General features: G+C 63.1%; 13 protein-coding genes. 6 read left to right on the top strand and 7 right to left on the bottom strand.

Annotated elements, in window-relative coordinates; genetic code table 11:
- Nucleotide 1 precedes the first annotated feature (1 nt).
- Nucleotides 2-613 carry a GNAT family N-acetyltransferase gene (locus BCEP18194_RS38630; protein WP_011349926.1) on the bottom strand — a complete coding sequence of 204 codons (612 nt, stop codon included), beginning with the start codon at nucleotides 611-613 and terminating at the stop codon, nucleotides 2-4.
- Between the two features lie 258 nt (nucleotides 614-871).
- Here BCEP18194_RS38630 and BCEP18194_RS03520 point away from each other — a divergent pair, with 258 nt between their 5' ends.
- Nucleotides 872-1,819: a GlxA family transcriptional regulator gene (locus tag BCEP18194_RS03520; protein ID WP_011349925.1), complete on the top strand. Its 948-nt coding sequence runs from the start codon at nucleotides 872-874 to the stop codon at nucleotides 1,817-1,819.
- A gap of 93 nt (nucleotides 1,820-1,912) precedes the next feature.
- Here the strand turns inward: BCEP18194_RS03520 and BCEP18194_RS03515 are convergent, their stop codons facing one another.
- From BCEP18194_RS03515 to BCEP18194_RS03490, 6 genes are all read right to left on the bottom strand, one after another.
- Entirely contained in the window at nucleotides 1,913-2,395 is a 483-nt protein-coding gene (locus BCEP18194_RS03515; protein WP_041492623.1) for a YybH family protein, read from the bottom strand.
- A gap of 124 nt (nucleotides 2,396-2,519) precedes the next feature.
- The gene (locus tag BCEP18194_RS03510) at nucleotides 2,520-3,374 is read right to left on the bottom strand and encodes a DJ-1/PfpI family protein (protein WP_041492475.1); all 855 of its coding nucleotides are present in this window, start codon (nucleotides 3,372-3,374) and stop codon (nucleotides 2,520-2,522) included.
- 152 nt (nucleotides 3,375-3,526) lie between these two features.
- Nucleotides 3,527-4,273 carry a glucose 1-dehydrogenase gene (locus BCEP18194_RS03505; protein ID WP_041492474.1) on the bottom strand — a complete coding sequence of 249 codons (747 nt, stop codon included), beginning with the start codon at nucleotides 4,271-4,273 and terminating at the stop codon, nucleotides 3,527-3,529.
- A 216-nt stretch (nucleotides 4,274-4,489) separates the two neighbouring features.
- A complete protein-coding gene (locus BCEP18194_RS03500; RefSeq protein WP_011349921.1) occupies nucleotides 4,490-5,341 on the bottom strand; it encodes an MBL fold metallo-hydrolase in 852 nt (283 codons plus the stop codon).
- Between the two features lie 18 nt (nucleotides 5,342-5,359).
- Nucleotides 5,360-5,686 carry a hypothetical protein gene (locus BCEP18194_RS03495; protein ID WP_011349920.1) on the bottom strand — a complete coding sequence of 109 codons (327 nt, stop codon included), beginning with the start codon at nucleotides 5,684-5,686 and terminating at the stop codon, nucleotides 5,360-5,362.
- A 6-nt stretch (nucleotides 5,687-5,692) separates the two neighbouring features.
- The gene (locus BCEP18194_RS03490; RefSeq protein ID WP_011349919.1) at nucleotides 5,693-6,235 is read right to left on the bottom strand and encodes a hypothetical protein; all 543 of its coding nucleotides are present in this window, start codon (nucleotides 6,233-6,235) and stop codon (nucleotides 5,693-5,695) included.
- 165 nt (nucleotides 6,236-6,400) lie between these two features.
- Between BCEP18194_RS03490 and BCEP18194_RS03485 the strand changes: the two genes are divergently transcribed.
- From BCEP18194_RS03485 to pntB, 5 genes are all read left to right on the top strand, one after another.
- Nucleotides 6,401-7,306 carry a LysR substrate-binding domain-containing protein gene (locus BCEP18194_RS03485; RefSeq protein ID WP_011349918.1) on the top strand — a complete coding sequence of 302 codons (906 nt, stop codon included), beginning with the start codon at nucleotides 6,401-6,403 and terminating at the stop codon, nucleotides 7,304-7,306.
- Nucleotides 7,307-7,416: 110 nt separating this feature from the next.
- The gene (locus BCEP18194_RS03480; protein WP_011349917.1) at nucleotides 7,417-8,220 is read left to right on the top strand and encodes a lipid II flippase Amj family protein; all 804 of its coding nucleotides are present in this window, start codon (nucleotides 7,417-7,419) and stop codon (nucleotides 8,218-8,220) included.
- Between the two features lie 263 nt (nucleotides 8,221-8,483).
- Nucleotides 8,484-9,038, top strand: a complete 555-nt coding sequence (locus tag BCEP18194_RS03475) for a GNAT family N-acetyltransferase (RefSeq protein ID WP_011349916.1) — start codon at nucleotides 8,484-8,486, stop codon at nucleotides 9,036-9,038.
- Between the two features lie 286 nt (nucleotides 9,039-9,324).
- Nucleotides 9,325-10,917 (top strand): Re/Si-specific NAD(P)(+) transhydrogenase subunit alpha, encoded by a 1,593-nt coding sequence (locus BCEP18194_RS03470; RefSeq protein WP_011349915.1) that lies wholly within the window; start codon nucleotides 9,325-9,327, stop codon nucleotides 10,915-10,917.
- 13 nt (nucleotides 10,918-10,930) lie between these two features.
- The gene (gene pntB, locus BCEP18194_RS03465) at nucleotides 10,931-12,343 is read left to right on the top strand and encodes a Re/Si-specific NAD(P)(+) transhydrogenase subunit beta (protein ID WP_011349914.1); all 1,413 of its coding nucleotides are present in this window, start codon (nucleotides 10,931-10,933) and stop codon (nucleotides 12,341-12,343) included.
- The last annotated feature ends 290 nt before the right edge of the window (nucleotides 12,344-12,633 follow it).

Raw genomic sequence — 12,633 nt, 5'->3', positions numbered from 1 at the left:
GTTAGATGGTCTGCAATCTGTATTGCGTCAGTCCGGCATATTCCATCCGCTCCTTGACGGAAAACCCGTGGCGCGCATAGAACGGGATATTGCGCGGCTCAGCCGTTTCCAGCGATATTTTCGCCGACGGATCGATGTCCCGAAGATGTGACAACGTCGCACCGAGAAGCACCGATCCGATTCCTTCGCCTTGCCGAACCGGGGAGACACCGATGAATTCGATCCGGCTGAAATCCGTGTCCGGTGAATTCGCGGGCGGAGTGTCGCGAAGCAAATCGATCCTGCTCAATGATGACGCGCCGCAACCGATCGCGATGCCGCGCCCCAGCTCCGCAAGCATGCGGGGCGATTCGCTGCTGGAGGCTGGTGCGAAGTAGCTGACCGCCACAAGGTCGTTATTGCGCCACGCGCCCAATGCCGGCATGCGGGCATCGTAGTGATACTTCAGGTAGCACTCGAGATAGTTTGCCCGCCGCTCGTCGAATCCCGGGCTTCCGGCGAACAGGCACCAGCCGAGCGTAGGGTCTTGCTCGAACGCCGAATTGAGCAAAGCCAGTGATGCTTCGAGAAACCGATGTGGCAGCGAGGCCACCTTCAATTCTGTACCGTGCATGTTTGGGGCCGCTCAGAGGGAAAGTTGCGCGGGGAACGGGTTGGTGTCGCTCGCAGCGTAGCGCATGATTCGATTCCTCGGCAGGGAGGGCGCAGATGCTGCTGAAAAAGTTGCTCTGCCGACTGCGAGTCCAAGCGGACATACGGACAAGCGATCACGACGTCAACGACGTTTTTCCCTCATTTCAGGCTGAATGGCGCTATTTGAGGGTTTTATTTAAAATGCGACTTTCCGGGGTTTTCAGTCAACGACTTCGTCATGCATCGAATCGGATTCTTCGTTTGCCGTGGCTACGATGCGCTTGATCTGGGCGGGCCGCTGTCGGCCTTCAACCAGGTTGCCACGGCGGCGGGCCACACACCCTATGATCTCCATGTCGTCTCGCAGTCCGGCGGCGCGGTTACGGGCAATACGGGCCTGTCGATCGAAACGAAGCCGATCGGAAGGCGCACGTTCGATACCGTCGTGTTCGTGGGCGGCGATGTCGACCCGATGCAGACACCGGAGAACATCGCCGCCGCCAGGAAGCTGGGCACGCGGGCTTCGCGGGTGGCCAGCGTGTGTACGGGGGCGTTTCTGCTTGCGGAAACCGGCCTGCTTGACGGCTTGAGAGCGACGACGCACTGGCGATACGCGGCTCAATTGCAGTCGCGCTTCCCGCGCACCCGGGTCGAGGGCGACAGTATCTATATCGAGGAGGGCCACATCTGGACGTCGGCGGGCATCGCATCCGGAATCGACCTGGCGCTCGGCATGATTGAAAGAGATATGGGCGCGGATGTTGCACGCACGGTCTCCAGGCTCCTGGTTGTTCCGTATCGTCGGCCAGGCGGTCAGTCCCAATTCTCGGCCATGTCGCAGATGGAGCCGGAATCGGATCGCATCCGCATCGCGCTGAATTTTGCGAGGGAACATCTGGCCGAAGCGTTGCCGGTCGAACGGCTCGCCGAGGCCGCAAGTTTGAGCTTGCGACAGTTCGGGCGCGCATTTCGCCGGGAAACCGGTGAAACACCTGCCAAGGCGGTGGAGCGCTTGCGCGTCGAAGCGGCGCGGCTGCGCCTGCAGGGAGGCAGCGAACCGATCGAACAGATTGCGCTGGCTGTCGGGTTCACCGATCCGGAACGGATGCGGCGGGCCTTCATCAAACTGCACGGGCATCCGCCGCAAGCGATTCGACGCGAGAGTCGATCGAATGGCGCGCGCTGATCGACCGCCGGCCGATCAGCGCGCTGCCGTGCCAACGTCCTTCTGACGGACTAGCGACGCGGTGGGCAGGTCACTATTCGTTTTGCCAGATGCTCAATGGCCATCCGTCGTCAGCGGACCGTAATCGTTCCACATGTCGCGATGCAACTTCCAGGCGCCGCCCTCTTTCAGAAAGACGAGAATCTGCTTGCCGCGGTATTTGAGCTTGCTATCGTGGTCATGGATCTCCGCATCCGATACCTCCGTCACGATCCGGTCGTTACCGTAGAACTCGTAGTTGCTGAACGATACGGTGGCGGGTTTCGATCCGGCATACCCCTTGGTGAAGTACCCGACGATCGCGTTGCTCCCCGTTATCTTGTCGCCTCCGGGCGGCAACAGCGTACCGTCGTGGGTGTAGAGGCGGCCGATCGCCTCGTAATCCCCTCGCGCAAAGGCATCCGCCCATCGTGCATTCTCGGCCTTGATGGCCGCTTCGGGCGGGCGTTGCGAACTGGCGGCAGTGGCCGGCGCTGCAAACGCGAAAAAGGTCGCGCAGGCCGCAAGAGCAGCTGTGAAAATGCGAGTCTGTTGCATCGAGTGATGTCCGATCATGGCTTGAATGGAGAGGACTGCGAAAATAGAAGGATGAAGCAGGCAATGTGGGTTGCGGTATTCCTCGCAGTCTGCAGATGGGCTGGTCACATTGCCTGCCAGCGTTTCAACGAACGCCTGGTATGCGCGCGAGCCCCCTGGATGCACCGGGCAGTTCCTTGTCGACCATCGCGACGACTTCCGGCCGCGCATCTCTCGGATGGCCCGAGTGGAACGGCGGCGCGGGATCATATTCGATCACGAGCTGCGTGAATTCGGCGGCTTCCCGACCGCGCAGTTTCGCCGCCACGCGCAGCGCGAAGTCGATGCCCGCCGTCACGCCGCCGCCGCTCATGAACCGGCCGTTGTCGTCTTCGACGAAGCGATCGGGCACGGGAATCGCGCCATATTCGGCCAGCTTGTTGACGAAGGCCCAATGGCAGGCGCTTCGCTTGCCCTTGAGAACGCCCGTTGCGGCGAGCACGAGCGATCCGTTGCAGACCGACGTCACGTGCTTCGCGCTCTCTGCCAGGCGCCGGATCTGCGCTTGATACGCGGGTTGCATCGGCGCGGACAGATCGGACCCGCCGGGGACCAGGAGCACGTCTGTCTTGTCGATATCGGCCAGCCGCTCGGTCTTGCCGTACACGACGCCGAATTCGAGCGTCACGTTGCCGCCGTTGAGGCTCGCGTAGCGAACGTTCGTATTCGGTAGCCGATGGAAGATCTCGCTGGGGCCGGCGAAGTCGAGCAGCGTCCCGCCGTCGTAATTGACGATCAGGATATTGAGCGGGTCGTTCGGGGCAAGTGCTCCGTCGCTGCCTGTCTGGGCAAGCGCAGGGGTGGCCTGCCCAAGCAGGGCTCCGCCACCGAGGACGGCGCCGAGCGTGGCGATGCTGCCAAACTTGAGCACATCGCGGCGCGAACGACCGGCTCTGGTGAGTGGCTGTCCTGAAGCATTGTTTTCGCTACTGTCGGTCAAGATCAATTCTCCTTGTACGTCGGCCCCGCTGCGAGCGCAACCAGGCTGGGCCGGATGGAATAACCGCCGCGACTCAAGGCGTGGCGGACGTGGGATCAGATGGGTGGATGAGCCGCGATGACACACGGGCTCTGGGTTCGGGTGCCGCTGGCTTAAAGCTGCGAGGCGCCGCCATCGACGACCAGTTCGGTGCCGATGACGTACGAGGATTCGTCGCTGGCGAGATAGAGCGCGGCGTTGGCGATGTCCTCGGCCTTGCCCATGCGGCCCACCGGAATGGCTTCGGCGAACTCGGCCTTGCGGTCGCGAACCCATTCGTCGGGCATACCCCACCTGGTGAGCAGCGGCGTGTCGATCGCGCCGGGTGCGATCGCGTTGAAGCGGATTTTCCGGTCGAGAAACTCGTGCGACCAACTGCGGGCAAGCGATCGTACGGCGGCCTTTGCGGCTGCAGTCAACGAGATGCCATGCTTGCCGGTCTGCGCGACGAACGAGGTATTGAGAATGAACGAGGCGCCTTCTCGCAAGTCCGGCAGCACCGCTTGCAGCGTGAACACCACGCCCTTGACGTTGATGTCCATGATCTCGTCATAGAGTGCGTCGTCGATGTCGTTGACGGCGGACGGGAACGCCCAGCCGGCGTTCGCGAACACGACATCCAGACCGCCGAACTTCTCCTTGACCTCGGCGGCAATCGCTCGCATGTCCGTGATCGAACGGACGTCGCCCCGGAGAACTAGCGCATGCTCGCCGAGCTCGGCCTTCACGCGCTCGAATACGGCATCGTCGCGACCGGTCACGGCTACGCGGGCGCCTTCCGCAATGAACCGCTTCGCGGTGGCAAGACCGATGCCGCTGGTGCCACCAGTGATTAACGCTGACTTGCTTTTAAGCCTCATCTTCTGCTCCTTTCTACGTCGTGATTGACCGGGCCGAAAGCTCAAAACGCAATCGCGTTTTTACGTTTCTCAACTCGATCTTCCACGCGAAGTATGGAACGCGAAGCGTATGGCGCAAAGGTCGTATAACCCTCAAAAAACGCCAATCAGATTAAGCGAACGACTCATGCATCCCGGTGTTGGGTGGTGGCATTGCATGGCCGTACACGTGCGGCTTCAGCCTTCGTTCTCGTAAAGCAACCCGTACCCGCCGCTCGTCCGCTTGATGCGAGCGAACCCGAGTTCCCCCAGATGCATGCCGGCGATCAACAGCCCCTCCGAGCTGACCTGATCGAGCAGGCGTGCCCGCGTAGCAACCGCCAGCGACGCGTCGTGATCGAATGCAATCGACACGTCCGGCCGCTGAATCTGGATATGCGGGAAATGCACCACGTCCCCCCACACAAGCAGTCCTCGATCGCGGGCTTCAATGACATATCCGGTATGTCCATCGGTGTGTCCCGGCAGCGGCAGCGCGCTGATACCGGGGAGCACGTGTCCGTCTGCGTCTGCGAACATGCGAAGCCTGTCGCCATAGGCATCGAACACCTGACGCGCCTTCGCAAAGTTGCCGCGAGCCCGCTCGCTGGCACGACTGAGATTTCCGTCGTCCTGCCAGAACCTGACCTCTCGCTGATGCACAACCAGTTCCGCATTCGGAAACGCCACCTGTCCCGCACCATCGACCAGCCCTCCAACGTGATCGGGATGCGCGTGGGTCAGCAGGATGGTGTCGATCGCAACGGGTTCGATACCGGCCAGCACCAGGTTCGTCCGGAGTTGGCCACCCCATTGTTTGAACCCGCCAGCCCCGCCATCAATGAGCACGGTGCGGCCGGCTCCGCGTACGACGTAGCAATTGATATGCACCGCCGCCGGCTCCTTTTGTCCAGCATCCCGCTGAATTTTTGATGCGTCATCCGAATCGATATTCGACAGGAAGTCGAGACTGGCAGTGAGATATCCGTCGCTGATGGCGGTAATCGTGACATCCCCGACTTGCTGAACAGGAAAGGGAAGAGTGGACATCGTGTTTCTCCGAAACGGCTAATTGCGAGCGTGAATGTTCGACGCGGTGTAACCAAAACACCGAATGCGCGCCGTCAGGCCCGTGCGGTGAACGATCGCCTGATCCAGCGCTTCCATGAACCGTTCCATGACCGCCGGTGTGCGAGCCGTCCCGGCGCGATACCGGATGTCCGCGAAGACGGGATGACCATGCCCATGCCGAACCGGCAGAAAAATGACGTGGACGTTCTTGAGCTCGGCCTCGAGCACATGCGTACAGAGCTCGACGCAATCGCGCGACAGCCCGGCAAGGCTTTCATCAGCCGGCATCCGCGTTGCATCGATCGAGAAAGTGACATTCGGCATCGCGGTCTACTCCTGTGTAGCCGAAAGGGAGCGTGTGCTTGTCAGTTGCTCGGTCATCGGCGCGTACAGGTGTATGCCTTCCGGGAGCGCCTCGACCAGCCGCGCGCTGTTCCGCGGCACGACGGCGAGCCAGCGGCGCTCCGGAAACTTCTCCAGCGCGACGGCCTGCATGGCCAGCGGTTCGAGGCCCAACCGAATCAGCGAATCCGGCCCGCCGGCACTCAGGGCGAGGTGTTCACCTTCCTTTACCGCCGGCGCAAAGCCGATATCGCTGTAGAGATTCCGATGCCAGTCGGTGATGTGTTGCTGCCACTTCGCGAAATTGCCGCCGCCTTTCCGGCGATATTCGTCGCCGGTGAGGACATCGAGGCCGTCGATCGTGTGGATCGCCAGATAGACCGGGCAACCGCCCGTGATCGCCTTGAATCGCTGCGACGTGTGAAACCCCGTCACCGAGATCAGGGCGGGCAGCTTTTCAAGGCTGTAGAAGTCGTTCCATTCGGCTTCGCTGTCGAGGTCGGCGAAGCTGCATTCCACGGTGTAGATCATTGGATTGTCCTTTGGGCAGGATGCACATCCATCCGGGAATTGCGATGCTCAGTGCAGTAACGTAATGCTAAGCTCGCCATTTCGCGCGATAAAACGAAATAAAGTCAGCCTTCAGTGACATTTGATCAAGCTGATGGCAAACACACCCCGACCAACGAGACGCCCATGTCCCGCAAGATCCCAAGCAATTCCGCACTCCAGGCGTTTGAAGCCGCGGCCCGGCACGGCAGCTTTGCCCGCGCCGCCGAGGAACTGGCGCGGACGGAGGGCGCCGTCAGCCGTCAGATCGGCCGGCTGGAGGCGTTCCTGGGCGTCACGCTGTTCGAGCGGATCGGCAATCGGGTGCGGCTTGCGCCGAACGGTGCGCGATACGCGGTGCAGGTTCGCGAGATCCTGGATCGGCTCGAACGGGACAGCCTGTACCTGATGGGGCAGCCGATCGAAGGCGCAAGCATCGATATCGCCGCCATTCCAACCTTTGCCACCCGCTGGCTGATCCCCCGGCTGAAACACTTTCAGGACCGGCATCCGAACATCACGGTGCATATCGCCGAGCGGATGGAGCCGTTCCTGCTGGCGGGGAGCGGCTTCGACGCAGCCATTCATTTCGAGCACCCGGCATGGGAGGGGATGCATCTGCATCCGCTGCTGGAGGAGGTGCTGGTGCCCATCTGCAGTCCGGCGCTGCTCGCGGGCGCCGGGGCGAATCCGTCGCTGGATGCGCTGCCGCGACTTCACCGGCGACAGAACCCGGACGCATGGCAGGCTTATGCGCAGGAGTCCGGCATCGTGCTGACCAATTCGGCGGTGGGCGCGCGCTACGATCTGCATTCGATGCTGATCGAAGCGGCGCTGGCCGGCCTGGGTGTCGCGCTGGTGCCGCGCCTGTACATCGACGCGGAGCTCGAGCAGGGCCGGTTGGTCGCCCCGTGGCCGGCCGGCAAGGCGGTGACGAAAAACTTCTGTCTCGTCCTGCCCGAACCCATCGAACTGGCCGAGGGGCCGTTGCAGGCCTTCGCGACATGGATGCTGAATGAAGCCCGCGGATTGGCGCCGCACGGCAGCGCCTGACGCTCATCGACAAACCGTTTCTCCTGCGAACGCGGCCTTGCCAGGCCGATGCGCCGGGCGCGGGCCACGCTCGGGTACACTCGGGCACCCGTCACTCACGCGGCATCAGCATGGACAGTCAGCTTTGGATCATTTGCGGGCTCACCTTCGTCATCCATGTGATCGCGACACTGGCTTATGCCGTGCGTATCGCCGGCGTGCGCACGCGTCGCATCGCGTTGTCGTTTTCGTTGTTCGGGATCATCGCGCTCGTGTCCCGAACGGCCAATTCCTTTCAGGGGCCGTTCATCGCGAAACGCGTTGAAATGGACATCGCGCACCGGATGGGGAGCGGGTTGCTGACCGACTTCCGGTGGTTCCTGCTGTCCGCCACCGTGGCGACCATCGTCGGGACATTCCTGATCCCGACGTTCCAGCGTTACTTCAGTCGCGCCGTTGAACACTTTCAGGCGAACCGCTCGATTCCCCGCCTGCTGCTGCACGCGTGCAGTCGTGCGGGTATCAACTTTCTCCGCGTCGGCGCACGGCTGCCTTCGAGCCAGAACGTCACGCAACTGACCGCGAACACCGGCGTGTCGTGGGGCGTCATCGCGTTGAACGTCGCTGCCATGGCGATCTGGACGGTCGGCGTATTCGCGTCGCTGTATGCGGGCTATCTGAAGCCCGACCTGAGAGTGACATGCGCGAACTTGTCGTCCGTCATCAACGGTTTCGCGACCGTCGTGCTGGCGGTCGTCATCGACCCGCAGGTTTCCGTCATGACCGACGACGTCATCGAAGGGCGGATATCGGAGAACAGTTTTCGGCGCGCCATCACGACGCTCGCGGGTGCGCGCGTGCTCGGCACGTTGTGCGCGCAGGCGGTGCTCGTTCCGGCCGCGCTCGTCATCGTGCACGTGGCCGAGCTGATCTAGCGCGGCGTACATGCCCGTATCGACGCCGAGCCCGGATGACAGTTGCGGGGTTAAACAGGAATACCCCACATCCTCGTTTAAACTCGGTTGCGCGAAAGATCCCTGCGACGCCGCGTGTGTCGTCGCGGCGCGACAAATCGCATCGTGCCGGCGCGCGGAGGATGCGCGATGAAACCGATTCCGCTGTCAGGTCACGCTGTCATGGCCTTGAAAAATCAGCTGTCTTGCAAGACTCGAACTACATGCCTCAGGGAGCCAATCGAATGAATTCCCCGGTGATTCGGGCCGCCGTCGCAAAAGACGTCGGAGACATCTACGCGGTACACCGCGACTCGGTCGTCAATCTTTGCGCCGGCCATTACACGCAGCAACAGATCGAGGGCTGGCTGGACGGGCGGGATCCATCGATGTACCTGGCCGCTGTAACGGATGGCGCGATCTGGGTTGCCGACGACGGCGGAATATGCGGCTTCGTCGAGACCGCGGGCGACGAGGTCACCAAGCTGTTCGTCCGTGGCAATGCGGCGGGGAGCGGTGTCGGCGCCAGGCTGCTCGAACATGCCGTCTCGGAGATCGCGAACGGCGGCCACGCGCGCGCGTATCTCGAGGCCACGACGAACGCCCGGCCTTTCTATGAGCGACACGGGTTCGAGGTCGTCGGGCACGGTCGCTTTTCGCATGGACGAAGCCCGGTCGAGCTCGAGATCGTGAAGATGGAGCGACGGTTGGCACGGGTCCAGACGGCGCGCGGCGCGGCTTCGGTGAAAGAACGGGAGGCTGCCGGCCCATCGTGTCCAGACAGGGAATTCATGGATTGAATGCGTGTCGATTCAAAATATAAATTTTGGCAATACGCTGGCACGGGATATGCTTCGCAGGTCTAATCCGATCGGAACAGACGCCGGATATTCGTCAGGATAATCAGGCAAGAGCATGACCGGTTTGCTCTGACAAGCCGATCAATTAGAGGATGGACCGTTTGTGCAATCCGCGCGGCAGTGCCAAGCTGCGCGCGAAGCAAAGTCGTACACGGATGGATTGAGTTGGGTGACTTGAAACGCAGGCCGTAACTCCTCGCGACGGCCACTACTGACAGTTCAGGATATGACATTACAGATTGGGGTCCCTCTGGAGACGGCCCACGAGGAGCGGCGCGTAGCGACCGTTCCCGACGTCGTCGAAAAGCTGATCAAGCTCGGGTTTTCGGTGGCCGTGCAAAGCGGCGCCGGCACCGGCGCGAACTTCAGCGATGACGACTACCGCACGGCAGGCGCCGAAGTCGTGCCGACGGCCGCCGATCTATGGGGCCGCAGCGATATCGTCCTCAAGGTGCGCCCGCCGAGCAGCGAGGAAGTCGCGCTGATGCGCGAGGGCGGCACGCTGATCGGCTTCGTCTGGCCGGCCCAGAATCCTGAACTGATGCAGCAGCTGGCCGCGAAGCGCGCCACGGTGCTGGCGATCGATTCGCTGCCGCGCACGCTGTCGCGCGCGCAGAAGATGGATGCCCTCACGTCGATGGCCGGCGTGAGCGGCTACCGCGCCGTCATCGAGGCGGCCCATGCGTTCGGCCGCTACTTCAACGGGCAGATCACGGCCGCAGGCAAGGTGCCGCCGGCCAAGGTGTTCATCGCCGGCGCGGGTGTGGCCGGCCTCGCCGCGATCGGTACGGCCGCAGGCCTGGGCGCGATTGTGCGCGCCAACGACACGCGCGCGGAAGTGGCCGACCAGGTCAAGTCGCTGGGCGGCGAATTCGTCAAGGTCGACTACGAGGAAGAAGGCTCGGGCGGCGGCGGTTACGCGAAGGTGATGAGCGAAGGCTTCCAGCAGGCGCAGCGCGCGATGTACGCGCAGCAGGCCAAGGAAGCGGACATCATCATCACCACCGCGCTGATTCCGGGCAAACCGGCGCCGAAGCTGATCACGGCCGAGATGGTGCAGTCGATGAAGCCGGGCAGCGTGATCGTCGACATGGCCGGCGAGCAAGGCGGCAACTGCGAACTGACGGTGCCGGGCGAGGCCGTCGTGCGTCATGGCGTGACCATCGTCGGCTACACGGATCTCGCGTCGCGCCTGGCACGGCAGTCGTCGACACTTTATGCGACCAACCTGCTGCGCGTGGTCGAGGAGCTGTGCAAGACCAAGGACGGCACGATCAACGTCGACTTCAACGACGACGCGATCCGTGGCCTCACGGTCATCAAGGAAGGCAACGTCACGTGGCCGCCGCCGCCGATCCAGCAGCCGGTCGTCGCAGCGAAGCCTGCGGCAGCGCCGGTCGCGGCCGCCGCGTCGAAGGGCCACGGCCATGGCAGCGGCGCGCCGATGTCGGCGAAGTCGCTCGCGATCGTGTTCGCCGTCGGCGCACTGGCGTTCCTGCTGGTCGGCCAGTTCGCGCCGGCCACGTTCCTCGCGCACTTCACGGTGTTCGTGCTGGCTTGCTTCATCGGCTACATGGTGATCTGGAACGTCACGCCGTCGCTGCATACGCCGCTGATGAGCGTGACCAACGCGATCTCGTCGATCATCGCGATCGGCGCGCTGGTGCAGGTCGCGCCGCCGTTGGGCGACGCCGCGGCCGAGGGCCGTCCTTCGGGGCTGATCCTGGGCCTGGCGGTGGGCGCGCTGACGCTCACGGCCGTCAACATGTTCGGCGGCTTCGCGGTGACGCGCCGCATGCTGGCGATGTTCCGCAAGTAAGGAGACGACCACAATGACTTCCAATCTGACTACCGTCTCCTATATCGGCGCGGCGATTCTCTTCATCCTCAGCCTCGGCGGGCTGGCCAACCCCGAGACCGCCCGGCGCGGCAACCTGCTCGGCATGATCGGCATGCTGATCGCCGTGCTCGCGACCGTGCTCGGTCCGCGCGTGTCGGTCGAGGGTATTCCGTACATCGTGGCGGCACTGGTCGTCGGCGGCGCGGTTGGCCTCTACGCCGCGAAGAAAGTGCAGATGACGCAGATGCCCGAGCTGGTTGCGCTGATGCACAGCCTGGTCGGCCTGGCCGCGTGCCTGGTGGGCTTCGCGAGCTACATCGATACGTCGGTGCAGTTCACGGGTGCCGAGCATGCGATCCACGAAGTGGAAATTTACGTCGGCATCCTGATCGGTGCGGTGACCTTCGCGGGCTCGGTGATCGCATTCGGCAAGCTCTCCGGTAAGATCGGCGGCAAGCCGCTGCTGCTGCCGGCACGGCACTGGCTGAACCTGGCCGCGCTGGTGGTGGTGATCGTGTTCGGCCGCGCGTTCCTGCATGCGGAGACGATCCAGGAAGGCATGACGCCGCTGATCGTGATGACGGTGGTGTCGCTGCTGTTCGGCGTGCACATGGTGATGGCGATCGGCGGCGCGGACATGCCCGTCGTGGTGTCGATGCTCAACAGCTACTCGGGGTGGGCGGCGGCGGCCACGGGCTTCATGCTCGGCAACGACCTGCTGATCGTGATCGGCGCACTGGTGGGCTCGTCGGGTGCGATCCTGTCGTACATCATGTGCCGCGCGATGAACCGCAACTTCATCAGCGTGATTGCCGGCGGGTTCGGCACCGGCAGCGGGACGCCGGCGGCGGCGGGCGGCAGTGCACAGCCGGCCGGCGAAGTGGTGGCGGTGAGCGCGCTGGAGACGGCCGAGCTGCTGCGCGATGCGAAGAGCGTGATCATCGTGCCGGGGTACGGGATGGCCGTCGCGCAAGCGCAGCACACCGTGCATGAACTCACGAAGGTGCTGCGCGAGAAGGGCGTCGACGTGCGTTTCGCGATCCACCCGGTGGCCGGGCGCATGCCGGGGCACATGAACGTGCTGCTCGCCGAGGCGAAGGTGCCTTACGACATCGTGATGGAGATGGACGAGATCAACGGCGACTTCCCCGAAGCCGACGTGTCGATGGTGATCGGCGCGAACGACATCGTGAACCCGGCAGCGCAGGAAGATCCGGGCAGCCCGATCGCCGGCATGCCGGTGCTCGAGGTGTGGAAGGCGAAGACCTCGATCGTGATGAAGCGCAGCATGGCGTCCGGCTATGCGGGTGTCGACAATCCGCTGTTCTACAAGGACAACAACCGGATGCTGTTCGGCGATGCGAAGAAGATGCTGGATGAGGTCTTTGGGGCGTTGAAGGCCTGACGGTGAGCATGCCCGGGCGTGTGCACGGGTCGAACGATAGCCGGCCAGGGTGTTGGAGAGTCGGCTGATCGGGACCTGGCACGCCGGACATGCGCATCGGGAAGGTCACGGAAGTGCGAAGCGGGATGGTCCGTTTCGCACTTCTTTCCGGAAAAGGGCGGTGATCGATTGTTGGTGCGTAGATCAACGATCAACGTGAATGATGCCGTTGGAGCGGGTCGCTGCTGCATCGTTGGCGTGACGATCGCAGAAGCTTCTCCGGTTGCCGAATGCCTTGGGCCGGCCGCTTT

The sequence above is a fragment of the Burkholderia lata genome, from assembly GCF_000012945.1.
In the GTDB taxonomy this organism is placed as follows: domain Bacteria; phylum Pseudomonadota; class Gammaproteobacteria; order Burkholderiales; family Burkholderiaceae; genus Burkholderia; species Burkholderia lata.
This window is presented reverse-complemented; position numbering and strand designations above follow the sequence as displayed.

What these genes read in the sequence shown, in the direction of transcription:
- BCEP18194_RS03490 (WP_011349919.1), bottom strand. Translation starts at nt 6,235, where the DNA reads ATGATCTACACCGTGGAATGCAGCTTCGCCGACCTCGACAGCGAAGCC.
- BCEP18194_RS03505 (WP_041492474.1), bottom strand. Translation starts at nt 4,273, where the DNA reads ATGAGGCTTAAAAGCAAGTCAGCGTTAATCACTGGTGGCACCAGCGGC.
- BCEP18194_RS03485 (WP_011349918.1), top strand. Translation starts at nt 6,401, where the DNA reads ATGTCCCGCAAGATCCCAAGCAATTCCGCACTCCAGGCGTTTGAAGCC.
- BCEP18194_RS03520 (WP_011349925.1), top strand. Translation starts at nt 872, where the DNA reads ATGCATCGAATCGGATTCTTCGTTTGCCGTGGCTACGATGCGCTTGAT.
- BCEP18194_RS03515 (WP_041492623.1), bottom strand. Translation starts at nt 2,395, where the DNA reads ATGCAACAGACTCGCATTTTCACAGCTGCTCTTGCGGCCTGCGCGACC.
- BCEP18194_RS03500 (WP_011349921.1), bottom strand. Translation starts at nt 5,341, where the DNA reads ATGTCCACTCTTCCCTTTCCTGTTCAGCAAGTCGGGGATGTCACGATT.
- BCEP18194_RS38630 (WP_011349926.1), bottom strand. Translation starts at nt 613, where the DNA reads ATGCACGGTACAGAATTGAAGGTGGCCTCGCTGCCACATCGGTTTCTC.
- BCEP18194_RS03470 (WP_011349915.1), top strand. Translation starts at nt 9,325, where the DNA reads ATGACATTACAGATTGGGGTCCCTCTGGAGACGGCCCACGAGGAGCGG.
- BCEP18194_RS03475 (WP_011349916.1), top strand. Translation starts at nt 8,484, where the DNA reads ATGAATTCCCCGGTGATTCGGGCCGCCGTCGCAAAAGACGTCGGAGAC.
- pntB (WP_011349914.1), top strand. Translation starts at nt 10,931, where the DNA reads ATGACTTCCAATCTGACTACCGTCTCCTATATCGGCGCGGCGATTCTC.
- BCEP18194_RS03495 (WP_011349920.1), bottom strand. Translation starts at nt 5,686, where the DNA reads ATGCCGAATGTCACTTTCTCGATCGATGCAACGCGGATGCCGGCTGAT.
- BCEP18194_RS03480 (WP_011349917.1), top strand. Translation starts at nt 7,417, where the DNA reads ATGGACAGTCAGCTTTGGATCATTTGCGGGCTCACCTTCGTCATCCAT.